Source organism: Streptomyces sp. NPDC039462, assembly GCF_055639375.1.
In genome coordinates, this window is sequence record NZ_JBVKAO010000001.1 from 1,684,974 (window position 1) to 1,707,526 (window position 22,553).

General features: G+C 72.2%; 17 protein-coding genes. 11 read left to right on the forward strand and 6 right to left on the reverse strand.

Annotation, left to right across the window (positions count from 1 at the left end):
- The first annotated feature begins 270 nt into the window (after positions 1-270).
- The 7 genes from ACZ7LU_RS06990 (at position 271) to ACZ7LU_RS07020 (ending at position 11,003) form a co-directional block, all read left to right on the forward strand.
- Positions 271-3,159 (forward strand): helix-turn-helix transcriptional regulator, encoded by a 2,889-nt coding sequence (locus ACZ7LU_RS06990; RefSeq protein WP_471915945.1) that lies wholly within the window; start codon positions 271-273, stop codon positions 3,157-3,159.
- Positions 3,160-3,428: 269 nt separating this feature from the next.
- Positions 3,429-4,082 carry a response regulator transcription factor gene (locus ACZ7LU_RS06995; protein ID WP_471915946.1) on the forward strand — a complete coding sequence of 218 codons (654 nt, stop codon included), beginning with the start codon at positions 3,429-3,431 and terminating at the stop codon, positions 4,080-4,082.
- A 7-nt stretch (positions 4,083-4,089) separates the two neighbouring features.
- Positions 4,090-5,364 carry a sensor histidine kinase gene (locus ACZ7LU_RS07000; RefSeq protein WP_471915947.1) on the forward strand — a complete coding sequence of 425 codons (1,275 nt, stop codon included), beginning with the start codon at positions 4,090-4,092 and terminating at the stop codon, positions 5,362-5,364.
- A gap of 177 nt (positions 5,365-5,541) precedes the next feature.
- Complete coding sequence (gene aroF / locus ACZ7LU_RS07005; protein ID WP_471916495.1) at positions 5,542-6,585, forward strand: 3-deoxy-7-phosphoheptulonate synthase; 1,044 nt, start codon at positions 5,542-5,544, stop codon at positions 6,583-6,585.
- A 348-nt stretch (positions 6,586-6,933) separates the two neighbouring features.
- A complete protein-coding gene (locus ACZ7LU_RS07010) occupies positions 6,934-7,914 on the forward strand; it encodes a streptomycin biosynthesis protein (RefSeq protein ID WP_468084078.1) in 981 nt (326 codons plus the stop codon).
- 119 nt (positions 7,915-8,033) lie between these two features.
- Positions 8,034-10,133 carry a SpoIIE family protein phosphatase gene (locus ACZ7LU_RS07015; RefSeq protein WP_398298766.1) on the forward strand — a complete coding sequence of 700 codons (2,100 nt, stop codon included), beginning with the start codon at positions 8,034-8,036 and terminating at the stop codon, positions 10,131-10,133.
- 9 nt (positions 10,134-10,142) lie between these two features.
- Positions 10,143-11,003, forward strand: coding sequence for an Fpg/Nei family DNA glycosylase (locus ACZ7LU_RS07020; RefSeq protein WP_471915948.1), 861 nt, complete (start codon positions 10,143-10,145; stop codon positions 11,001-11,003).
- Positions 11,004-11,012: 9 nt separating this feature from the next.
- Here ACZ7LU_RS07020 and ACZ7LU_RS07025 read toward each other — a convergent pair whose 3' ends face one another.
- The gene (locus tag ACZ7LU_RS07025) at positions 11,013-11,657 is read right to left on the reverse strand and encodes a zf-HC2 domain-containing protein (RefSeq protein WP_471915949.1); all 645 of its coding nucleotides are present in this window, start codon (positions 11,655-11,657) and stop codon (positions 11,013-11,015) included.
- Positions 11,658-11,749: 92 nt separating this feature from the next.
- Positions 11,750-12,262, reverse strand: coding sequence for a hypothetical protein (locus ACZ7LU_RS07030; protein WP_471915950.1), 513 nt, complete (start codon positions 12,260-12,262; stop codon positions 11,750-11,752).
- 286 nt (positions 12,263-12,548) lie between these two features.
- Between ACZ7LU_RS07030 and ACZ7LU_RS07035 the strand changes: the two genes are divergently transcribed.
- Complete coding sequence (locus ACZ7LU_RS07035; RefSeq protein WP_471915951.1) at positions 12,549-13,772, forward strand: CapA family protein; 1,224 nt, start codon at positions 12,549-12,551, stop codon at positions 13,770-13,772.
- Positions 13,773-13,779: 7 nt separating this feature from the next.
- On the opposite strand, the gene ACZ7LU_RS07040 is transcribed toward ACZ7LU_RS07035, so the two are convergent.
- Both ACZ7LU_RS07040 and ACZ7LU_RS07045 read right to left on the reverse strand, forming a co-directional pair.
- On the reverse strand, positions 13,780-15,210 hold the full coding sequence (locus ACZ7LU_RS07040; protein ID WP_471915952.1) for an amino acid permease: 1,431 nt from the start codon (positions 15,208-15,210) through the stop codon (positions 13,780-13,782).
- Between the two features lie 135 nt (positions 15,211-15,345).
- Positions 15,346-15,807: a universal stress protein gene (locus ACZ7LU_RS07045; RefSeq protein WP_362989340.1), complete on the reverse strand. Its 462-nt coding sequence runs from the start codon at positions 15,805-15,807 to the stop codon at positions 15,346-15,348.
- A gap of 108 nt (positions 15,808-15,915) precedes the next feature.
- Here ACZ7LU_RS07045 and lysX point away from each other — a divergent pair, with 108 nt between their 5' ends.
- Both lysX and ACZ7LU_RS07055 read left to right on the forward strand, forming a co-directional pair.
- Positions 15,916-19,200, forward strand: coding sequence for a bifunctional lysylphosphatidylglycerol synthetase/lysine--tRNA ligase LysX (lysX, locus tag ACZ7LU_RS07050; RefSeq protein WP_471915953.1), 3,285 nt, complete (start codon positions 15,916-15,918; stop codon positions 19,198-19,200).
- 71 nt (positions 19,201-19,271) lie between these two features.
- Positions 19,272-20,117, forward strand: coding sequence for a polysaccharide deacetylase family protein (locus tag ACZ7LU_RS07055; RefSeq protein ID WP_471915954.1), 846 nt, complete (start codon positions 19,272-19,274; stop codon positions 20,115-20,117).
- A 37-nt stretch (positions 20,118-20,154) separates the two neighbouring features.
- On the opposite strand, the gene ACZ7LU_RS07060 is transcribed toward ACZ7LU_RS07055, so the two are convergent.
- Entirely contained in the window at positions 20,155-20,844 is a 690-nt protein-coding gene (locus tag ACZ7LU_RS07060) for a class F sortase (RefSeq protein WP_398298750.1), read from the reverse strand.
- Positions 20,845-21,192: 348 nt separating this feature from the next.
- On the opposite strand from ACZ7LU_RS07060, the gene ACZ7LU_RS07065 reads away from it, so the two are divergent.
- Positions 21,193-21,687, forward strand: a complete 495-nt coding sequence (locus ACZ7LU_RS07065; protein ID WP_468085005.1) for a hypothetical protein — start codon at positions 21,193-21,195, stop codon at positions 21,685-21,687.
- Positions 21,688-21,814: 127 nt separating this feature from the next.
- Here the strand turns inward: ACZ7LU_RS07065 and ACZ7LU_RS07070 are convergent, their stop codons facing one another.
- Positions 21,815-22,366, reverse strand: coding sequence for a hypothetical protein (locus ACZ7LU_RS07070; RefSeq protein ID WP_468559117.1), 552 nt, complete (start codon positions 22,364-22,366; stop codon positions 21,815-21,817).
- Positions 22,367-22,553: the final 187 nt, after the last annotated feature.

A 22,553-nucleotide genomic window follows, 5' to 3' on the forward strand; every position in this document is an offset into this window, starting at 1 on the left:
CGGCAGCAGCCTTCCCGAAATTCGCCGAGTTCCGTCATCAGGCAAATACGCAAGAGTTTCCGAATGATATGGAGCGGCTGCGTCCGATTGCCGGGGATGTGGCGCATTCGTGACGGTAATGGCGTCGCATTGAGTCAAATAACGCTGGTAGTTGATTTTCAGATATGGCAGAGTCGTCCGTCGGGTGGCCGGTTCAGTCGATGGAATTGATCCAGCTGGTCTTACGGCCGCTCACGGATCAGCCGTCAGCCGCGGGGGAGAAGTCGGCTCATGAACTTGGTGGAACGCGGTGAAGAACTCTCGATCATGGAACACATGCTCGACTCGTGTGCGAGCGGGCATGGCGGAGTCATTCTGGTCAGCGGCGCGGTCGCCAGTGGCAAGACCGCGCTGCTGCGCGCTTTCGAGGCGCGCGTCCACGCCTCGGGTGCACTGCACTTGCAGGCCACAGCGTCGGATGCGGAGAGCGACCTGCCCCTCGGGGTGATGGGACAACTGCTCCTCGGCGCCGATCTGCCCGCCGCGGACGCCCGGCGCGCGGCCCGGCTCGTGGAGCTCATCGCCGGCTCGGCCCAGTCGCGGCGAGCAGCGGGGGAACTGCCCGCCGTGGCCATGAACGAGATTCCCGAGCTCTGCGGGATTCTACTCGAAAAAGCCAGGGAAAGGCCCCTGGTGCTCAGTATCGACGACGCGCGGCATGCCGACGAACACTCCCTGGAATGCCTCCTCTTCCTCGCCCGCCGACTGGCCGTCAGTCGCATTCTGGTCGTGCTGGGCGAGAACAGCGGCTTCCTGGCGGGACACGCGAGATTGCGTGTCGATTTGCTGCGTCTGCCGGGCTGCCGAAATATCAGGCTCGGCCCGCTCAGGCGCTCCGGAGTCGCAGAAATGATCTCCCTATTCGGTGAGCCCGGGTGGCGGACGCGCAAGCTCGTCTCGGAGATCCACCACATCGGCGGCGGCAGCCCGCTGCTGACCCGCGCGCTCATCGAGGACCACCGCGCCGCGGGCGCCGGAACCACACCGTCCGCAGGTCTGGTGCCGGGTGAGTCGTTCGTACGGGCCGTCGCGACCTGCCTGTACCGCAGCGACCTCGCCACGCGGCGCACCGCCTGGGCCCTCGCGGTGGCGGGCGCCGACATGTCCCTCGCCGAACTGGTGGAGGTCCTCGGCACCAGCAGGGAGTCGCTCCTGCGCAGCCTGCGGGCACTGAACGAGGCGGGTCTCCTCGACGCGGGCTGGTTCCGCCACGACGCCGGGCGCGCCGCGGTGCTCAGGAGCCTGGAGCCCGCCGACCGGGCCCGCGTCGAGGCCCGCTGCGCCCAGGTGCTGCACGAGCACGGGGCGGCCTCGGCCGTCGTCGTGCGGCACCTCATCGCGGCGGAGACGGCCGACGCGCCCTGGGCGCGGCGCACCCTGATCGAGGCGGCCGAGCGCGCCCTCGCCGACGACGAGGTCGACCTCGCCCTCACCTGCCTGCGCATCGCCCGCGACAGCGGCACCGACCCGGACCAGGCCCTGGAGATCCGGGCCGCGCTCACCCGGGCGGGCTGGCGCGTCAACCCGGCCGGTGTCGCCCAGCACCTGCCCGAGCTCACCACTGCGGCGCTCGACGGGCGCCTCGGCACCCGGGACGCCGACGAACTCGTCGGCCACCTGCTCTGGTTCGGCCGGGCCGAGCGCGCCCTCGACGTGCTCCGTGCCGTCGAGCGGCAGAGCACCGCGTCGCCGGGACGGTCCGGCCCCGGCGTCCGGTACCGGCACGACTGCCCGCGCCGCTGGATGACGTACGCCTATCCGGGACTGCCCGCCTCCGCCGGGGCCTGCCTGGGCGGCACACCGGAGCACACGACGGCGGAGGACACGAGTCCGCAGCACGCGGCGGCGCTCGCGCGAAGCCCCCATCAGCGGGCCGCCACCCTGGTGAAGGCCCTCCTCGACGGGCCGGGCGACGACGTGGTGGTCCGGGCCGAGCAGATCCTGCAGAGCACCCGCCTCGACGACGGCACGCTGACGCCGCTCCTGGTCGCGCTCAACTCCCTGCTCCTCGCCGACCGCCTGGACGCGGCGGGCTTCTGGTGCGAGACGCTCCTCAAGGAGGCCGTCGAGCGGCGCGCCCCCATGTGGCAGGCGCTGCTCGCCGCGGCCAAGGCGCGCATCGAGCTCAGGACGGGCGCACTCGTCGCCGCGCGGGAGTCGGCGCGCTCCGCGCTCGCCCTCGTCCCCGCGGACGGCTGGGGCGTGGCCGTCGTCTCGCCCGTGGCCACCGCCGTGTTCACCAGGACCGTCATGGGCCGGCTCGACGAGGCCGCCGCCCATCTCAGCATTCCGGTACCGGACGCCGCGTTCCAGACCGCCGACGGCCTGCTCTATCTGCGCGCCCGCGGCCACTACTACCTCGCGGCCGGACGCCCCTACGCCGCACTCGACGACTTCCTCACCTGCGGGGACCTCATGCGACGCTGGGACTTCGACCTGCCGGCCCTTGTGCCGTGGCGCACCGACGCGGCCGAAGCCCACCTGTCGCTGGGCGACCGCGACCGCGCCCGGGCCCTGGCCGAGGAGCAACTGGCCCTGAGCGACCGGAAGAACGACTGCGCGCGAGCCGTCTCGCTGCGGATGCTCGCCACCACGCTGAACGCCGCGCACCGGCCGCCGCTGCTCGGCGAGGCCATCGACATCCTGCGGGACCGCGGGCACCGCCTCGAACTGGTCCGCGCCACCGACGAGTTGGCGCGCGCGCAGCGCGAGCTCGGCAAGGTCGGCCAGGCGCGCGCCCTGGCCAGGAAGGCGCAGCGGCTCGCCGGGGAGTGCGGAGTGCCCGTGCCCAGCATGCCGGCCGCGGCCGACGCCGGCAGCCCGCACCCCGCCGAACAGCCGTGGTCCTCCGGGAACCGCCGACATCCCGAGGAGCTCAGCAACGCGGAGCTGCGTGTGGCCACGCTCGCCGTCCGTGGCCACACCAACCGCCAGATCGCCGACAAGCTCTGCATCACGATCAGCACCGTCGAGCAGCATCTGACGCGGGCGTACCGCAAGCTCGCCGTCCAGCGGCGGGCGGACCTCGCGGCCAAGCTGAACCCCCTCGCGGGACCGGGGGAGGAGGACCGCGAGGGGGCCGCGTCGCACGACGCCTGTGACCGGCTGCACGTGGGCTGACGACCGGACGTCGGTCATGTCCGTCTCCCCGTTGGTGAGCACGGCCGGCATCTCCTTGTCGAGGTGTCGCGAGGTGTCGCGAGGCCCTGGCGCAGTCGCGGTGGTGCGGTTCCGTTTCTACGCGGCGGTCGGTCACACCGCGGTCCGAAGATCTGTGACCGGCTCACAGGAAGCCCGGGCGCGTCGGGCGTGCCCGGGCTGTGACCGGTGCGTGACGACGGTTCGGGCACCGTGGACTTCATGATCAGTTCCCCGATGAGGCCCCCGCGATGAGGGTCCTGGTGGTCGAGGACCACGCCGAGCTCGCTCAGTCGGTGGCGCGGGTGCTGCGCCGCGAGGGCATGGCGGTCGACGTCGCCCCCGACGGCGCCGACGCCCTCGAACGCACCTCCGTGGTCGACTACGACGTGGTCGTGCTCGACCGGGACCTGCCCGGCGTGCCCGGCGACGAGGTGTGCCGTCGGCTCGCCGAACAGAGCGTCCAGGCGCGGGTGTTGATGCTGACGGCCACCGGCACGACCACCCGCCGCGTGGCGGGCTTCGGCCTCGGCGCGGACGACTACCTCCTCAAGCCGTTCGCCTACGCCGAGCTGGTGTCCCGCATCCGGGCGCTCGGCCGCCGCTCGCGGGCGGCGCTGCCCCCGGTCCTCGTCCGCGGCGACCTCAGACTCGACCCGGCGCAGCGGGTCGCGTCGCGCGCCGGGGAGCGTCTCGCGCTCACGCCCAAGGAGTTCGCGGTCCTGGAGTACCTGCTCGCGGCCCGGGGCCGGGTCGTGTCGGCCGAGGAGCTCCTGGAACGGGTGTGGGACGAGGCGACGGATCCGTTCACCACCACGGTCAAGGCGACCATCAACCGCCTGAGGCCGAAGCTCGGCACCCCGCCCGTCATCGAGACCATTCCTCGGAGCGGCTACCGGATTTGAGGGACCCATGCGCCTGCCCTCGCTCACCACACGCCTCACACTGCTGTACGGCGCGCTGTTCGTCGCCTCGGGGGCGGTCCTGCTCGCCATCACGTATCTGCTCGTCGCCCGGTTCCCGGCGGACCGTGTGGTCGTCGAAGGAACCGGAACCGGAGCGGGTCCCGGAGCCGGGCCCGGCGCCCGCACCGCCGCCAGGACCGGCGACGTCGTCGGCCGGCTGCACGAACAGGCGGTGCGTCAGCACGCTGACCTGCTGCGGGAGTTGCTCGTGCAGTCCGGGATCGCCCTGGCCGTCATGGTGGTGGTCGCCGCCGTGCTCGGCCGTCTTGTCGCCCGGCGTGCGCTGCGCCCGCTGCGCGCGATGACCGGCGCCATCCGCCGCATCTCGGCGCACACCCTCCACGAGCGGCTGGCCGTCCAGGGGCCCGCTGACGAGATCAAGGACCTCGCCGACACCGTGGACGGGCTCCTCGGCCGCCTGGAGACGGCGCTCGACTCCCACCGGCGCTTCGTCGCCAACGCCGCCCACGAACTGCGCACCCCGCTCACCCTGGAACACGCCCTGCTGGAGGAGGCGCTCATCGACCGCGACGCCACCGCGGAATCGTTTCGCGCCCACTTCGAGCGGCTGTTGCAGGTCAGTGAACAGCAGGCCCGGCTCCTGGAGTCACTGCTGACGCTCGCGGGCAGTCAGCGGGGCCTCGGACACCGGGAGCGGCTGGACCTCGCCCGCGTCACCGAGTGGGTCCTGCACGCCTCGCGTCCGCGGATCGAGGGGCTCGGGCTGCGGGTGGAGACCGCCATCGGTTCCGCGGCCGTGCTGGGCGACCCGGCCCTGGTCCAGCGGCTGGTGTCCGACCTCGTGGACAACGCGGTGGGTCACAACACCCCGGGCGGGCAGGTGCGGATCACCACCGGCGGCCGGGGCGGGCACGCGGTCCTCGCCGTGGCCAACACCGGCACGCGGGTGCCGCCGGATGAGGTGGAACGGCTCTTCGAACCCTTCCAGCGCCTCGGCCGCACGGCGGCCGACGGCCATCACGGCCTCGGCCTCTCCATCGTGCACGCCATCGCCCTCGCCCACGACGCCGTGATCAGCGCCCGGGCACGGCCGGACGGCGGGCTCGCGGTGGAGGTCGCCTTTCCGCCCTGGCCCGGTGAGCACGGTGAGTTCGGTGCGTCCGGTGAGTCCGCTGAGTTGAGAAAGTCGGTTGAGTCGCACGGGCCGGGCGAGGGCGTCATCGATATTGCGCAGTTGGACAAGAGTGCCGGTCTTCATTGAGGAAATGGCCCCGGCGCTTCTACCGTGGTCGCCCGACGTATTTCCCCGACGGTTCCCTGCGCTTTCCGCGGTTTTCCGGAGTGCGGACGGATTTCGGTCCGGTCGGGGAATATCACGTATTCGCGATCAGTCCCGCCCCGCCGGGACACCGTTCACGGGAGGCACCCCTTGGTTGTCGTGATGGCCCCGGAGGCCACGCAGGAAGACGTCGACGCGGTCGTCGAACTGGTCCGCACGGCCGGCGGGGACGCCTTCGTCAGCCGAGGCGTCACCCGGACGATCGTCGGCCTGGTGGGAGACGTGGCGGCGTTCGGCGCCCTCAACCTGTCCCACCTGCGCGGGGTCCTGGACGTCGTGCGCATCTCGGTGCCGTACAAGCTGGTCAGCAGGGAACACCACCTCGACCGCTCCGTCGTGACCGTCGGCGGCGTGCCCATCGGCCCCGACACCCTGACCGTGATCGCCGGGCCCTGCGCGGTGGAGACCCACTCGCAGACCCTGGCCGCCGCGCGGATGGCACAGACGGCCGGGGCCGCGCTGCTGCGGGGCGGGGCCTTCAAGCCGCGCACGTCGCCGTACGCGTACCAGGGGCTCGGCGAGACCGGGCTGCGCATCCTCGCCGACGTACGGGAGGAGACGGGCCTTCCGGTCGTCACCGAGGTCATCGACCCGGCCAGCGTCGAACTGGTCGCCCCCTACGCGGACATGCTGCAGATCGGCACCCGCAACATGCACAACTTCGCGCTGCTCCAAGAGGTCGGCGCGGCCGGCCAGCCCGTGCTCCTCAAGCGCGGCTTCGGGGCCACGATCGAGGAGTGGCTGATGGCCGCCGAGTACATCGCGCAGCGCGGCAACCTCGACATCGTGCTGTGCGAGCGCGGCATCCGCACCTTCGAGACCGCCACCCGCAACACCCTGGACATCAGCGCCGTGCCGGTGGTCCAGCGCCTGTCCCACCTCCCAGTGATCGTGGACCCCTCGCACTCGGGCGGCCGCAAGGACCTCGTCCTGCCGCTGACCCGTGCCGCCCTCGCGGTCGGCGCGGACGGCGTGATGATCGACGTGCACCCCGAGCCGGGCAGGGCCCTCTGCGACGGCGACCAGGCCCTGACCCGGACGGAGATCGGTTCGGTGGCGAGCGCCGTCGACACGCTGACGCCGCTGATGGGCCGCACCCTCGCGCGGCCGGTCGCCGGTGCGCGGGCCGGTAGGGGTGAATAGGGGTGGCGGAACCCGTGGCGCGTTATTAGTGAGGGGTTCCAGGGCGGAAAGCACGTTGTTAGGGTGAAAGTGCCCGGTCGGGGGAAATTCTCCCGCGGCCGGGCGCGCGGATTCCCGCCGAAGGGACCGGGGTGCGAGCGCGGGTGAATTCTGTAATCCGGGAGAACACACCCGCGGGGCACGCGACGCATTCACTTCAGGGGCCCTCGACCAAGGGCAAATGCGTACGTGACCGTGACGCACGGCGGAGCGGACCGACGGCGGCAGGGGGACTCGGCGCTGGGGCGCGGCCGGGCGGTGTGCCGGGACGCGCGCACGGGGGACAACAGAGCTTGAGGGGGAGTTGAGTTGGCAACACCTGAGCACGCAGAGATCGACCGGCTCATGGTCGTCGAAGTCGAGATCGGCTCGCTGTCGACGACGGACTCACCACGGACGACCGGAGTCGATCCGGAGCACGTTCAGGCACTCGCGGTCGTACAGACGCCGCTGCCGCCGATCACCGTGCACCGTCCGACGATGCGGGTCATCGACGGCCTGCACCGCTTGCGCGCCGCCGAACTCCAGGGGCGCAGCAAGATCGCGGTGAAGTACTTCGACGGCGCGGAGGACGACGCCTTCGTGCTCGCCGTCGAATCGAACGTCACGCACGGTCTGCCGCTGACGACGGCGGACCGCAAGCGGGCGGCGGCGCGCATCATCGCCTCCCACCCGCAGTGGTCGGACCGGATGATCGCGTCGGTCAGCGGCATCGCGCCCGGCACCGTCGCGGACCTCCGCAGGCGCGCCCCGGGCGGCCGGCAGGGCGACGAGAGCCGGATCGGCCACGACGGCCGGGTCCGGCCCATCAACGGCGCGGAGGGGCGCAGGCTCGCCGGTGAGCTGATCGCCCAGAACCCGGGCCTGTCGCTGCGCCAGGTGGCCCGGGTCGCGGCCATCTCGCCGGAGACGGTGCGCGACGTGCGCAACCGCATGATGCGGGGCGAGGACCCCGTGCCGCAGCGCGGGAAGCAGACGAACCGCGACGACCGGGGCACCGCCCCGCGCGTCGCCCGGCCCTCGGCCGTGCCCGACCGGGACGCGGCCCAGGACCGGGCCACCGCGGTCAAGCGGCTCAAGGCCGACCCGGCGCTGCGCTTCAGCGAGATCGGCCGCACCTTGCTGCGGCTGCTCAGCATCCACACGATCAGCAGGGAGGAGTGGGACCAGATCATCGACAAGGTGCCGCCGCACTGCAGGGGCGTCGTGGCCTACCTCGCCGGCGAGAGCGCCGAGATGTGGACGGAGGTCGCGGTACGGGTCCAGAGCAAGGTCGCCGAGTCGGCGTAGCGGGGGCGGTGCTCACACGTAGCAAGGGCGGTGCCCGACACGTAGCGGGGGCGGTGCTCACCAGTGGGGCACCGCCTCTCCCGCGTGCGCGCCCGGGGGCCTCCGCCTAGCGTGGGCCCATGGAGCACGACCCGGCGGGGCAATGCCGCTGCGGACAGCCGGCCGGGGAGCCGGCCGGCTGTTTCCTCGCGCTGTACGGGGCCGCGCTGCGCATGGGCCGCTTCGACTGGGACCTGGACACGGGCCTGATGACCATGGACGCCACGGCCCACGAGGTCTTCGACGTGCGCCCCGAGGAGTACGACAACCGGCCAGAGACCCTCGCCTTCCGCGTCCCGACCGTCGAGGGGCACCGCCTGGACCAGATCGTCTCGCACGCCCTCAAGGACGGCAGCGACACGTACGGCGCGTACTTCCGGATCCGCTGCCGCACCGGCGCGCTGCGCTGGACCCACACGCAGGGCTGCATCCAGCGGGACGCCACCGGCCGGCCCCGCCGCATCGTGGGCATCGTCAGAGACGCCACCCGGGAGCTGGGCGACAGCCCCGCCGCGCTGCGCGAGCGGGCCGACGAGGAGGCCGAGCGGCGCCGCACCACCAGCCTCGTCCAGGGCACCACGGCGGCCCTCGCGCACGCCCGCACGGTGCGGGACGTCATCGACGTGCTCCGGGACACCCACGGCCTCGCCCACCTGGGGGCGTCGAACCTCGTCATGGGGCTCGTCGAGGCGGGCCGCATCCGCCTCGTCGCCGAGGGGCCCGCGGGCAGCTTCGTGCCCGGCACCCGTCTCACGGGCATCGACGAGGAGTACCCGATGAGCGAGGTCGTCCGCACCCTCGCGCCGCGCTACATCGAGACGGCCGACGACTTCGCCGAGTCCTACCCGCTGCTCTGGCCGCACATCGACGAACTCGGCATCACCGCGGCCGCCTACCTCCCGCTGATCGCGCAGGCCCGCCCCATCGGCGCGCTCGGCCTGCTCTACCAGGACAAGACCGGCTTCACCGAGGAGGAGCGCAACGTCCTGGTGGCGCTCAGCAGCAGCATCGCGCAGAGCCTGCAGCGCGCCATGTTCTACGAGCAGGAGAAGGACCTCGCCCAGGGCCTCCAGCAGGCCATGCTGCCGCGCACCATCCCCGGCGTGCGGGGTGCGGAGATCGCCGTCCGGTACCGCTCCGCGGCGCTCGGCCGGGACATCGGCGGCGACTGGTACGACGTGATCCCGCTGCCCGGGGGCCGCGTCGGCGCCGTCATCGGCGACGTGCAGGGCCACGACACCCACGCGGCCGCCGTCATGGGCCAGCTCCGCATCGTCCTTCGCGCGTACGCCGCCGAAGGACACACGCCCGCCACCGTCATGGCCCGCGCCTCCGGCTTCCTGCACGAGCTGGACACCGAGCGCTTCGCCACCTGCCTGTACGCGGAGGCGGACCTGTCGACCGGTGTGGTGCAGCTGGTGCGGGCCGGACACCTCGACCCGCTCGTCCTGCTCGCCGACGGATCCTCCCGGCGGGTGCCGGTCGACGGCGGCCTGCCGCTCGGCCTGTCCGCCGAGTTCGGGCGGCTCGACTATCCGGTCACGACTCTCGATCTCGACGCGGAACAGACCTTGCTGCTGTGCACCGACGGCCTCGTGGAAGTACCGGGCGCCGACCTCGACGACGGCATGCGGGCCCTGGCGGAGCTCGCCGCCGTCGGCCCCCGGGACCTGCAGCGGCTCGCCGACCGGCTCTGCGGCATCGTCGACGGCCGCGGCGGGGACGACGACGCCGCGCTCCTCCTGCTGCGCCGCCGCCCGGCCGACGCGCCCCGCTCGGGCGGCCGCCTGCGGCAGCACGTCGCGCCGAGCGACCCGGAGGCGCTCGCCGAGGCCCGGCACATGATCCGGGCCGCGGTGCGGGCCTGGGGCGCGGGCGAGCGGGCCGACGAGATCGAGCTGGTCGCCGACGAGATGATCACCAACGCCCTGATGCACACCGACGGTTCCGCGGTCGTGACCGTGCGGGTCCTGAGCGGCACCGACCGGCGGCTGCGCGTCGACGTGGAGGACTCGTCCAGCGCTCTGCCGCGCCGCCGCGACGCCGGCGAGTCCGGGGTGTCGGGCCGCGGCCTGCTCCTGGTGGACCGGCTCGCGGACGTGTGGGGCGTGGACGCCCGCGGCAGCGGCAAGTGCGTGTGGTGCGAGTTCGTCGTGCCCGCGGGCAGAGCGCGGAGGTGAGGGAGAACGATGCCGGAACTGCCCGAAGTGGAAGCGCTGCGAGAGTTCCTGACGGTCCATCTGGTCGGCCGGGAGATCGTGCGCGTCCTGCCCACCGCGATCAGCGTCCTCAAGACGTACGACCCACCGCTCACCGCCCTCGAAGGACGCGCCGTCACCGCCGTGGAGCGGCACGGCAAGTTCCTGGACATCGACGCCGACGGCACGCACCTCGTCACGCACCTCGCCCGGGCGGGCTGGCTGCGGTGGCACGACCGGCTCCCCGACGGCGTACCGCGCCCCGGCAAGGGCCCGCTGGCGCTGCGCGTGGCCCTGGAGACGGGGGAGGGCTTCGACCTCACGGAGGCGGGCACCCAGAAGCGCCTGGCGGTGTACGTCACGCGGGCGCCGGGGGAGCTGCCGGGCATCGCGCGCCTCGGCCCCGACCCGCTGGCCGCCGACTTCGACGAAGAGCGGTTCGCCCGCCTCCTGGCGGGTGAACGGCGCCAGATCAAGGGGGCGTTGCGGGACCAGAGCCTGATCGCGGGCATCGGAAACGCGTACAGCGACGAGATCCTGCACGCGGCCCGCATGTCCCCGTTCCGGCTCACGTCGAGCCTCACCGAGGAGGAAGTCCATGGGCTGCATGTGGCGCTGCTGGCTACGCTGACCGAGGCGGTGGAGCGCTCGCGCGGGGTCGCGGCGGGCCGCCTCAAGTCGGAGAAGAAGAGCGGTCTGCGCGTGCACGGCCGCACCGGCGAGCCGTGCCCGGTGTGCGGCGACACGATCAGGGAGGTCTCCTTCGCCGACTCCTCGCTGCAGTACTGCCCGACGTGCCAGACGGGCGGGAAGCTGCTCGCGGACCGGCGGCTGTCCCGGCTGCTGAAATAGCGGCGCCGGTCACGGGCGCGGCAGGGTCAGGAGCGGCTCCCCGTCGGCGGTGCGCACTTCGTACCGCTCCGTCTGCCCGGTGCGCAGGGCAGCGGCGCCCCGGGTGCGCACGGTCGGCGCGGGGACCCGCCACGTCGTGACGGTCTGCTCGGAGCCGTCGGTGCCGACGGCGACCAGTTCGCAGACCCGCCCGTCGGCCGCCGCGTCCCGCACCGTGAGCCCGATCTCCGCGCCCCAGGCCCGGTCCCGGGCGGTCAGCGTGGCCGAGACCCCGCTGCGGGCGTCCCGCGCGCTGATCCGCACCGGGCTCGGCTGGTTCGCCGTCACGACGGTCACGGCGGGGGCGCCGAGGGCCAGCACGACCCCGACGGCGACGCCGCACAGCCGCCGCCCGCGCCGCGCGCCGTGCAGCCGCCCCGCCTCTCGCAGGAGGCGGTCCAGCAGGCCCGGAGAGGGCGCGGCGAACGGCTCGACGGGCGTCGGTGTCACCCGCCCGTACAGCTCCAACTGGAGGGCTGCCGTATGGAGTTCGTCGAGCGAGAAGAGGCAGGCGGGGCAGCCCACGAGGTGATCCTCGAAGCGGAAGGCGTCCGCCTCGTCCAGTACGCCGAGCGCGTAGGCGCCCGCGTCACGATGCCGCTCCAGGGGCCTCATGGCGATCCTTGCCGTTCGGTGTCGCTGCCGGGTGCTGGTGTTCCTCCTCCGGTACGCAGCGGACCGCCGAATCATTCAAGGCCACGGCCCGCTCAGAACAGATGGATCGCCAGGTGGCTCAGCGGCAGCCCGAGCCGCCACGCGGGCGTCCACACCTTCGGCCCGTCCTCCTCGCCCTGCCCGCCGCGGCCGGGCACCGCGTCCAGGTCGGGGGCGAGCAGCTCGGTCTCCTGCAGCCAGCGCCACGCCCGGTCGGCGAGCTCCAGGTCGGGCCGGGGGCCGCCCGTGGCGACGGCGTCCGCCGTGCGGAGCGCCATCCGCTCGCGCACCCAGTCCTGCCACGGCTGGCCGTACGCGGTCAGGCTCAGCCAGGTCTCCAACTGGGAGATCACGCGGATTCCGGACAGCTCGCCCTCGCTGTCCGACAGGAAGATCGTCAGCGCGAGGGCGTCGCGCCCCGCCCGGTACTCGAAGGACGTGGGCGGCATCAGATCGCCGGTGCGCAGCAGCTCGTCGGCGATGTACTCGGCGTACAACCACGCCATGGGGACAGCCAGTCCGCCCTCCTTGGGGCCGTCCGCGTTCCCTCTGCTCTCGTGCCGCATCCGTTCCGCCTTCCTCCGGTCCGCGCGCGCTCCGGCTCTGGCCCCCCAATCCGGCACACGGTGAGGACAGCCGATTACCCGCAAGGGGTGCGGAGCAAGGGGCTTTACGGAGGCTTGACCCGGGCCCCGGTTTCACCGCAGGTGAGCCGCTGTGTGTTGTTCGCGTCACAGGCGGTGCCGTTTGACGCCGTTTCAGCGACTACAGCGGCCTTGCTGCTTGATTATCCGATAATTCCGTATGTGGATTCGTCTGGCTGGATATCGCCCCCACCGACGGAGCCCGAGCATGAAGCAGCACGCACGGACCACACGGCACACACGAACCACCGTCACCTCGAGAAACGGACCGCGGGCACTGCGCCCGCGCCCCGCGACAGCCGCCGCTGCGGCCCTCCTGATCGCGGGCGCCGCGGGCACGACAGCGTGCTCCTCGGTCCCGGCCCCGGCCCACTCCCCGGCCGGGATGGCCGCGGCCGACCGGCGCGGCTTCACGCTCGCCGCCTCCGGAGACGTCCTGCCGCACGCCTCGGTCATCCGCAAGGCCCGCGCCGACGCGGACGGCGACGGCTACGACTTCGCCCCGATGCTCGCGGGCGCCAGGCCCGTCATCCGCAAGGCCGATCTGGCGATCTGCCACATGGAGACCGTCTACGGAGCGGACGGCGACTACAGCGGCTACCCCGCCTTCAAGTCGCCGCCCCAGGTGGCCCGCGCCCTCAAGGCCACCGGGTACGACTCGTGCTCCACCGCCTCCAACCACACCCTCGACGACGGCGCGGCAGGGGTGCGCCGCACCCTCGACGCGCTCGACAAGGCGGGCGTCAAGCACGTGGGTTCGGCCCGCTCGGCCGCCGAGGACAAGAAACCGGCGTGGCTCCGCGCGGGCGACGCCAAGGTCGCGCAGCTCGCGTACACCTACGGCACGAACGGCTATCCGCTCCCCAAGGGCAAGCCCTGGTCGGTCGACCTCATCGACCGCGCCAAGATCGTCGCGGATGCCCGGCGGGCCCGGAAGTCGGGCGCCGACGTCGTGGTCGTCAGCCTGCACTGGGGAACGGAGTGGCAGGACGAGCCCGACCGGCAGCAGCTGCGGCTCGGCAAGCAGCTCACGGCGTCGCGGACGGGCGGGCGCCCGGACATCGACCTCATCCTCGGCACGCACGCCCACGTCCCGCAGGCCTACGAGAAGGTGAACGGCACCTGGGTGATCTACGGCATGGGCGACCAGATCGCCGGCGAGATGGTCAACCACGAGGGCGACGACGACCCGCGCGGCAACCAGGGCACCATCGGCCGCTTCACCTTCGCTCCGCCCGCGCGTCCCGGCGCCCGCTGGCAGGTGACGAAGGCCGAGTTCCTGCCGATGTGGTTCGACCCGGACGACATGCGCGTCGTCAACCTCAACCGGGCGCTGGACCGCGGCGCCGACGTACGCGACGTACGCGACCGCATCCGCCGTGTCGTCCTGAGCCGCGGCGCGGGCAAGCACGGCCTCGTCATGGGCAAGTAGACCCGCGTCACGCCCCGGTGCCGCGCTCCGCCTTCGCCAGCTCCGACTTCCGGTAGGAGTACCCGAAGTACACGACGAGACCGAGCGCGAACCACACGGCGAACCGCGCCCAGGTCTGCCACTGCAGGAACGTGATCAGCCAGATGGAGAAGATCACTCCGATCGCGGGTACCACCGGCATCCCCGGGCAGCGGAAGGTGCGCGGCAGATCAGGGCGCTTGTAGCGCAGCACGATCACCGCGACGCACACCACGACGAACGCCAACAGGATGCCGATGTTGGTCAGTTCGGCCGCCTCGCCGATCGGCAGGAACCCGGCGATGGCGGCCGACGCGATCCCCACGATCCAGGTCACGCGCGTCGGCACGTGCCGGGTCGGGTGCGTCTTGGCGAACCACTTGGGAAGGAGGCCGTCGCGCGACATGCTGAACCACACCCGGGTGCAGCCCAGCATGAACGTGAACATCACCGTGAGGATGCCGATGATCGCGCCCACCGCGATGACGTCCGCGAGACCGCCGAGCCCCACCGACTTGAACGCCGTGGAGAAGCCGCTCTCCGGGTCGACGTCCTTGTAGCTCTGCATGCCCGTCAGGACCAGGCAGGCGAGCACGTACAGCACCATCGAGATGGCGAGGGAGTAGAGGATCGCCTTCGGCATGTGCCGCTGCGCGTCCTTGGACTCCTCCGCGGCCGTACTCATCGCGTCGTAACCGAAGACCGCGAAGAAGACGGTCGCCGCGCCCGTGAACGCGCCGCTGATCCCGTACGGGAAGAACGGCTCGTAGTTGCCGGTCTCGATGTGGAAGAAGCCGACCGCGATCACGAGGAGCACCACGATCACCTTCAGCACGACCACGATCATCTCGAAGCGCGCGGCGTTCTTGATGCCGAGGGTCAGCAGATACGCGATGAACAGGCACAGCACCGCGGCGAACAGGTCGACCTTGTGCCCGTCGCCGGTGCCCGGCGCGCCCATCATCCAGCTCGGCAGCTCGGCCCCCAGCTCCTCGACCAGGAAGCCGAAGTAGCCGGAGATGCCGATCGCGACGACCGCCACGATGGCGGTGTACTCCAGCAGCAGGTCCCAGCCGATGAACCAGCCGGTCAGCTCGCCGAGCACCACATAGCCGTAGGTGTACGCCGACCCGGCCTTCGGGATCATGCCCGCGAACTCGGCGTACGAGAAGGCGGCGGCCGCGCTCGCGACCCCCGCGATCAGGAAGGAGATCAGCACCGCGGGGCCCGCCGTGCCGTTCGCCACGGCGCCGGCGAGGCTGAAGATGCCGGCACCGATGATGCCGCCGACACCGATCGCGGTGAGCTGCCAGAGTCCGAGGGTCTTCGCGAGCCCGCCGCCCGCCCCCGTCTCCGTCTCGTCGATGTGCTCGATGGGCTTGCGGCGCAGTACGCCCTGTCCCATCCGGAGTCCCGACATGATCTCCACCTCTTCGCAGACGGCAGTCGGCTGATGGCGGATCATGATGGCCCAGCCCGGGGCGCGACGGAAGACGCCACACCTCGGGCGTCCGCCGGGGCGTCACGGCGGGGGCCATTCAGGTGCGCGCGCGGCTCACGGCACCACGGTCACCGGCCACCGGCCGGCCTTCACGAGGCGGACGGCGACCGAACCGACGATGCGGTGGCCCGCCTGCTCGGAGGCGCCGACCACGACGGCGTCGGCCTTCAGGTCGTCCGCTGCGGTGACCAGGCCGGTGTAGGGGTCGCCGCGGAACGTGTGGAACTCCCACCGGACGTCGAATATGTCCTTCACCCGCTCCGTCGCGGCCCGGATCTCCGCGATCAGCCCCTCGGCGATCTCGTCGGTGGTCTCGGCGACCGGCACACCGAACGCGGCGCCCGCGGCGAGCACCGGCTGGATGTATACGACGGCGAGCAGCGCCCGCTGCCGCCGGGCCAGGCCGCCGGCATATGCCGCCGCGCGGAGCGATGAATCGGAACCATCGACTCCGACCACGATCACCTTGGGCCCGTCGGTGCCGCGTTCGAACTGCTGGGACTGGTCTGCACTCACGCCGAGAGGTTAGCGGAGGCAGTCGTACCGCCTGTGTTCCGGGCGGCCGTGCCCCGTCCCGCCGCTCTCGGCGCGCGCCCCGGCGCACCTCTTCCTAGAGTCGTGCCCATGACGGTCAGCACGGAGGCGCCCGCGTCCGGCGGGCGGATACGCTCCCGAGACGGCTTCCTCGGCCGCGTCCCCGAAGGGTTCGCCGCCTTCTTCGGAGCCCTCGGCGTCTTCTGCGCGGTCCTCGCCGTCATCGCGCCGCTGCGCCGCCTGCTCATGCCCGTCATTCGCTTCTTGGACCTCGTCACGGTCCCGGTCAGCGCGAACCTCGCGTACGCCGTCTTCCTCTTCCTGCTCGCCGCCGCGACCGCCGCCCGCAAGAAGGTCACCTGGTGGCTCATCGTCACCTATTTGGGCCTTCTCCTCGCCTTCGACGTGCTCGGCGCGGCCCTCGGCTACTGGGCCGAGTCCCTGCCCTCCTTCGTCGTCTGCGGCGCCGCCTTCGTCCTGCTGATCCTGGCCCGCAAGGAGTTCTCCGCGGACTCCCGGCGCGGCGCCGTCCGGCGGGCCCTCGCGGTGCTCGTCGCGGGCCTCGGCCTCGCGATCCTGCTCGGCTGGGGTCTGGTGGAGCTGTTCCCCGGCACGCTGGTGCGCGGCGAGCGGCTGCTCTGGGCGGCGAACCGGGTCTGCGGCGGGCTGATCCACGGCCACGACTACTTCGACGGCACACCCTCGCGCACCCTGTACTTCTGGCTCGGCCTGTTCGGCGCCCTCGCCCTGCTGAACGCCGCCGCCACGCTCTTCCGCTCCCAGCGCATGGAAGCGGCCCTGCACGGCGACGAGGAACCCCGCATCCGCGCCCTCCTCGGCGCCTACGGCGACCAGGACTCGCTCGGCTACTTCGCCACCCGGCGCGACAAGGCCGTCGTCTTCTCGCCCAGCGGCAAGGCCGCCGTCACCTACCGCGTCGAGGCCGGCGTCTGCCTGGCCAGCGGCGACCCCGTCGGCGACCGCGAGGCCTGGCCGCACGCCATCGCCGCCTGGCTGGACGTGGCCCGGCGGTACGCCTGGGCCCCCGCGGTGATGGGCGCATCCGAGGACGGCGCCACCGCGTACGCCCGCGCCGGGCTCGGCGCGCTGCAGCTCGGCGACGAGGCGATCCTGCACGTCGCCGACTTCGACCTGGACGGCCGCGACATGCGCGTCACCCGCCAGGCCGTGAACCGCGTCCGCCGCACCGGCGCCACCGCCCGCATCCGCCGCCACTCCATGCTCACCGACGAGGAGATGGAGGAGATCGTCGACAAGGCCGACGCCTGGCGGGACACCGAGACCGAGCGCGGCTTCTCCATGGCCCTCGACCGGCTCGGCGACCCCGAGGACGGCGACTGCCTCCTCGTCGAGGCCCTGGACGCCGACGGCAGGCTCCTCGCGCTGCTCTCCCTCGTCCCGTGGGGCAGGGACGGCATCTCCCTTGACCTGATGCGCCGCGACCGCGCCGCGCCCAACGGCGTCATGGAGTTCATGGTCGCCGAACTGTGCGCGGCGGCGCCCAGGTCCGGCGTGCGCCGCATCTCCCTGAACTTCGCGGTGTTCCGCTCGGTCTTCGAGGAGGGCGGCCGGATCGGCGCGGGCCCGGTGCTGCGGCTGTGGCGCAGACTGCTCCTGTTCTTCTCCAAGTGGTGGCAGCTCGAAGCGCTCTACCGCTCGAACGCCAAGTACCACCCCGAGTGGTACCCGCGCTTCATCTGCTACGGCGACAGCGGCGCCCTCGCCCGCATCAGCCTCGCCTCCGGCATCGCCGAGGGCTTCGTCTCCGTGCCGTCCCTGCGCAAGCTGTGGGGCAACGGCCACAAGCCCCGCGGCGTCAACCGGCCCGCCACCACCGAGGGCCTCCCCTCCATCGCCGCACTCGGCCTCGCGGGCCGGGACGACACCGCCGACGCCGACCCCACGTCGAAGCTCCCGGAACAGATCCGCATCCGCCACCGCAAACTCGACCGGCTGCGCTCCGCGGGCATCGACCCCTATCCGGTCGGCCTGCCCCCACGCACCCACGAACTCGCCGGCATCCACCCCGGCATGACGGGCGATCAGGTCACCGTCGCCGGCCGCGTCATGCTCGTACGCGACTTCGGCGGCGTCGTCTTCGCCGTCCTGCGCGACTGGTCCGGCGACCGCCAGCTCGCCCTCACCCGCGCCACCTCGGGCCCCGGGACCCTGAACCGCTTCACCACCGGCACCGACATCGGCGACCACATCACCGCCACCGGCACGGTCGGCACCAGCGACCGGGGCGAGCTCACCGTCTTCGTCACCGACTGGCGGCTCACCGGCAAGTGCCTGCGCCCGCTGCCCGACAAACGCCGGGGCCTGACCGACCCCGAGGCCAAGGTGCGCCGCCGCTACCTCGACCTCATCGCGAGCCCCGGCGCACGCGACGTGGTCCGGGCCCGCTCCACCGCCGTCCAGGCCCTGCGCCAGGGCCTCCTCGACCGCGGCTACCTGGAGGTCGAGACGCCGATGCTCCAGCAGATCCACGGCGGCGCCAACGCCCGTCCCTTCACCACCCACATCAACGCCTACGACCTCGACCTCCACCTGCGCATCGCCCCCGAGCTGTATCTGAAGCGGCTCTGCGTCGGCGGCATGGAGAAGGTCTTCGAGATGGGCCGCACCTTCCGCAACGAAGGCGTCTCCTACAAGCACAACCCCGAATTCACGATGCTGGAGGCCTACCAGGCCTTCGCCGACTACGACGTGATGCTCGACCTCACCCGCGAACTCATCCAGGGCGCCGCGACCGCCGCCTTCGGCAGACCCGTGGCGTACAAGGACGGCGTCGAGCACGACATCTCCGGACCCTGGCCGGTCAGGACCGTCTACGGCGCGATCTCGGAGGCGCTCGGCGAGGAGATCGACGCGGACACCCCGACGGAGACCCTGCACCGGCTCTGCGACCGGGCCGCCGTCCCGTACACGGCGGACGACGGCCGCGGCGACGTCGTCCTCGAAATGTACGAGCGGCTCGTCGAGGAGAGGACGGAGCTGCCCACCTTCTACAAGGACTTCCCGACCGACGTCTCCCCGCTCACCCGCCGGCACCGCACCGACCCGCGCCTGGCCGAACGCTGGGACCTCGTCGCCTTCGGCACCGAACTGGGCACCGCCTACTCCGAGTTGACCGACCCCGTGGAGCAGCGCCGCCGCCTCACCGCGCAGTCACTGCGCGCCGCCGGGGGAGACCCCGAGGCCATGGAGCTCGACGAGGACTTCCTCGACGCCCTGGAGTACGCGATGCCGCCCACCGGCGGTCTCGGCATCGGCGTCGACCGGCTCGTCATGTTCCTCACCGGCCTGACCATCCGCGAGACCCTCCCCTTCCCCCTCGTCCGCCGCGTCTGATCGGGTGCTTTCGGGGCCCGCCGCGGGTGTTGATGTTCCGGGTGGGCTGTCGCCCATGCGACGGATTAGTCATGAAAGACGATCAGCTGTCGCCAGGGCGTCGGGTGCTGCTCCGCGCCGCCGCGGTCCTCGGGCTCGCCACGACCGCGGGCTGCGCGGGCACGGAAGGACCGGCCACGCCCGGTCCCACCGCCACCGGGCGGGCGCCCGCCGGGGGCCCGCAGGCCGCACGCGCCCTCAAGCCCTCCGCGTACCGGCTGCGGCCCATCGCGGGCAGCGGCCCGCAGCGCCACACGAGGGCCCTGTCCCACGTGCGCAAGGCACCGATCCTGCGCATGCCGGGCCGCGACCGGTCGATGGTCCTCACATTCGACGACGGGCCCGATCCCAGCTTCACCCCGGGCATCCTGCGGACCCTGCGCCGGCACGACGTCCGCGCGATGTTCTTCGTGTGCGGCGAAATGGCCGCCGAGAGCCCGGACCTGCTGCGCGAGATGGCCGACGACGGGCATGCGATCGGCAACCACACCTGGAGCCACCCGCTGCTGCCCCGCCTCGGCAGGGCCACGATGCGCGAGGAGATCGAGCGCACCTGCGACGTCATCGAGGACGTGACCGGTACGCCCCCGGAGTGGTTCCGGGCCCCCTACGGCGCGTGGAACCGCAACGCCTTCCAGCTGGGCGCCCAACTCGGCATGGAGCCGCTGGCCTGGACGGTCGACACCCTCGACTGGACCGAACCCGGCGCGCGGACCATCGTGCGCCGCGTCCGCGCGGGCGCGGGCCCGGGCGTCGTGGTGCTCTCGCACGACGCGGGGGGCGACCGCTCGGGCAGCGTCGAGGCGCTGCGCAGCTACCTTCCGGAACTCCTGGACTCCGGGTACCGCATCACGCTGCCCCACCCCCACCTGGTCTGAACCGCGGACCGGCACACCGGCCCGGCCCGGTCCCGCGTCAGCTTCCGGCGACCAGGCGGGCGAACACCACGACATTCCCGTCGTATCCCGCGTGCTTCGAGAAACCGCCGCCGCAGGTGATGACGCGCAATTCCGGAGTTCCGCTGTTTCCGTAGACCCGCTCGCCCGGGAAATTGTCCTTGTCGAACACTTCGACGCCGTAGATCTCGAAAGTGGCCGTCTTCTTGTCCCTGCGCTCGACCTCGACGCGCTGCCCCTTCTTCAGCGAACCGAGGCCGTAGAAGACGGCGGGGCCCTGCTGGTTGTCCACATGGCCGACCACCACGGCGGTGCCCGTCTCACCCGGTGACACGGCGCCCGTGAACCAGCCGGCGAGATTAGGGTCCCCCGGCGGCGGCGCGTCCACCCAGCCCTCGGAGTCCAGCCCCACCTGCATGATCGGCGCGTCCACCTGGATGCCCTTGATGCGGATGCGCTCCGCGGGCGAGAACGTCAGGGGCGCGGGAGCGCCGTCGCCCGACTCGGGAGCGCGGTCCGCGGCAGCGGCGGACGCGGGCTGCGGCGGGCCCACGTCGAATTCCCCCGAGCCGTTGCGGATCAGCGCGAGACCGGTCAGCAGGACAAGCGCCATCACGCCCCACGGGGCGCGCTTCCGCTGCTTTTCGTCCTCCTGAAAACCCTGGAGATCCTGGGATTCGAAATCGTCGGCCGGCTGGGGCGAAGGCATTCTCTATCCCCTCTCGACGCGGCAGACGTGCCGCGTCCGTAGCGCGTACCAAAACGCTAAGCGCGGGGCACGCGGCGTGCGAAAGGGCGGGAGCGAACGGGTGGCTCCGGGGCCGGGGTGCGCCATCCGAGTCGCCCCGGGCAGGAAATTTCTGACGGTCCGTGACCTGCGGCGATGCCGGGTTGCGCGGACGCGCCCCGGCGTGTCGTCTCACCAGGACGGCCGAGCGCCGAAATGCGGGCCTGACCTCGGCATCTGAGGGTCAGTCTGGGAGGCGCTCTCGCCGATCGACCGGGGACGGTATCCCCGGGGCGCCTTCCGCGGAGGATTGCCATGCGTACTTCTCGTATGCGGACCACTCGTGCCGTCGCGGTCGCCGCCGCGGCCGTCGGGGCCCTCGGGCTCGCCGCCCCGACCGCGTCCGCGTGGGCCGACCCGACCAACATCGTGGCGATGCCCAGCGTGATCCCGAGAGGCGGCCACCTGACGGTGACCGTCGACGGATCCTCCTGCCAGTCGCCCGGCAGCAAGATCACCTCGCACGCCTTCCCGGACGCCAAGCTGCACAGCATCGCGGGCGGCACCACGGCGAGCGCCACCGCGGTCGTCCACTCGCACGCCCACCCCGGCGCGTATGACATCACCGCTCACTGCGGCGGCAAGACCCTGACCCGCCCCGCGGCGTTCACCGTCATCCACGGCGGCGTGCGCGGCGGCTTCGGCGGCAGCACGAACTCCGGGGCCACCGGCACCGACATGGCCATCGGCGGTGCCCTGGTCACGGCGGCGCTCGTCGGCGGCGGCGTCTTCTGGATGCGCCGCCGCTCCGAGAACAAGATCTGAGTCTCCGCCGGGCCGGCGCGACCCCTTCCGCCCCGTGCCCGGCGTACACCCTGCTCGCACGGCAGGTGACCGCCCTTCGCCCCCGGGACCTGGAGACGCCCGGGGGCGAAGCGCCGCGGCGGGCGGGTCAGGAGTTGCCCTCGCCGGTGCGGCGGCGCGTCTTGTAGTACGCGGCACCCAGGGTGCCCAGGATCAGGGCGCCGCCGAGGGCGATCTCATGCAGGTCGAGTCCGCCCAGGCTGCCGCCGACGCCGGCCTTGACGCCCTTCTGCGGGTTGTGGTGCGTGTTGCCGTCAGGGCGGGTGTTGCCGTCGGGGCGGCCGGTGGCGATGGTGAGGTCGGTCTTGTCGCTGCCGGGGTTGCTGCCGTTACAGGTGAACGTCACCTCGTACATCGCGCCGGGCTTCGCGTCCCAGAACACGTGGGCGGTGGCGGACTTCTGCCCCTTGGGGATGGTCGTGTCGTCGAAGACGCCTGAGGTGACCTTGGTCTCGCCGTCGCAGCCGTCGACGTTGAGGGTGACCTGTCCGCCGGCGGCGACCGTCTTGGGGGTGATGCTGAAGCCGAACGCGGTCACGTTCTCCTCGCCCCTGGGGGCGGTCGCGGACGCGGTCGGGGCGGTGAGGGTGAGGGCGGAAGCGGTGAGCAGGGCGGCCGAAGCGACGCGTATCGCGCGCATGATCAATCCTCCGGGTCCACGAGGAGCAGTTGCGGACCTTCTTCCGCTGATGCCTGAAATGCACCTCGATGCCCGAAACGCTAGATAGTGGCCCAGGTCCGCGCGATCCGTGTCGCGCGAACGGGGCAATGGTGTGGGCCGGTCGGGGGACGGGGACGGCGTGGCGGCTTCACGTCCTCGGCGAGGA

What these genes read in the sequence shown, in the direction of transcription:
- ACZ7LU_RS07065 (WP_468085005.1), top strand. Translation starts at nt 21,193, where the DNA reads ATGCGGACCACTCGTGCCGTCGCGGTCGCCGCCGCGGCCGTCGGGGCC.
- ACZ7LU_RS07030 (WP_471915950.1), bottom strand. Translation starts at nt 12,262, where the DNA reads ATGCGGCACGAGAGCAGAGGGAACGCGGACGGCCCCAAGGAGGGCGGA.
- ACZ7LU_RS07025 (WP_471915949.1), bottom strand. Translation starts at nt 11,657, where the DNA reads ATGAGGCCCCTGGAGCGGCATCGTGACGCGGGCGCCTACGCGCTCGGC.
- ACZ7LU_RS07015 (WP_398298766.1), top strand. Translation starts at nt 8,034, where the DNA reads ATGGAGCACGACCCGGCGGGGCAATGCCGCTGCGGACAGCCGGCCGGG.
- lysX (WP_471915953.1), top strand. Translation starts at nt 15,916, where the DNA reads ATGACGGTCAGCACGGAGGCGCCCGCGTCCGGCGGGCGGATACGCTCC.
- ACZ7LU_RS07000 (WP_471915947.1), top strand. Translation starts at nt 4,090, where the DNA reads ATGCGCCTGCCCTCGCTCACCACACGCCTCACACTGCTGTACGGCGCG.
- ACZ7LU_RS07055 (WP_471915954.1), top strand. Translation starts at nt 19,272, where the DNA reads ATGAAAGACGATCAGCTGTCGCCAGGGCGTCGGGTGCTGCTCCGCGCC.
- ACZ7LU_RS06995 (WP_471915946.1), top strand. Translation starts at nt 3,429, where the DNA reads ATGAGGGTCCTGGTGGTCGAGGACCACGCCGAGCTCGCTCAGTCGGTG.
- ACZ7LU_RS07020 (WP_471915948.1), top strand. Translation starts at nt 10,143, where the DNA reads ATGCCGGAACTGCCCGAAGTGGAAGCGCTGCGAGAGTTCCTGACGGTC.
- ACZ7LU_RS07035 (WP_471915951.1), top strand. Translation starts at nt 12,549, where the DNA reads ATGAAGCAGCACGCACGGACCACACGGCACACACGAACCACCGTCACC.
- ACZ7LU_RS07070 (WP_468559117.1), bottom strand. Translation starts at nt 22,366, where the DNA reads ATGCGCGCGATACGCGTCGCTTCGGCCGCCCTGCTCACCGCTTCCGCC.
- ACZ7LU_RS07060 (WP_398298750.1), bottom strand. Translation starts at nt 20,844, where the DNA reads ATGCCTTCGCCCCAGCCGGCCGACGATTTCGAATCCCAGGATCTCCAG.
- ACZ7LU_RS07040 (WP_471915952.1), bottom strand. Translation starts at nt 15,210, where the DNA reads ATGTCGGGACTCCGGATGGGACAGGGCGTACTGCGCCGCAAGCCCATC.
- ACZ7LU_RS06990 (WP_471915945.1), top strand. Translation starts at nt 271, where the DNA reads ATGAACTTGGTGGAACGCGGTGAAGAACTCTCGATCATGGAACACATG.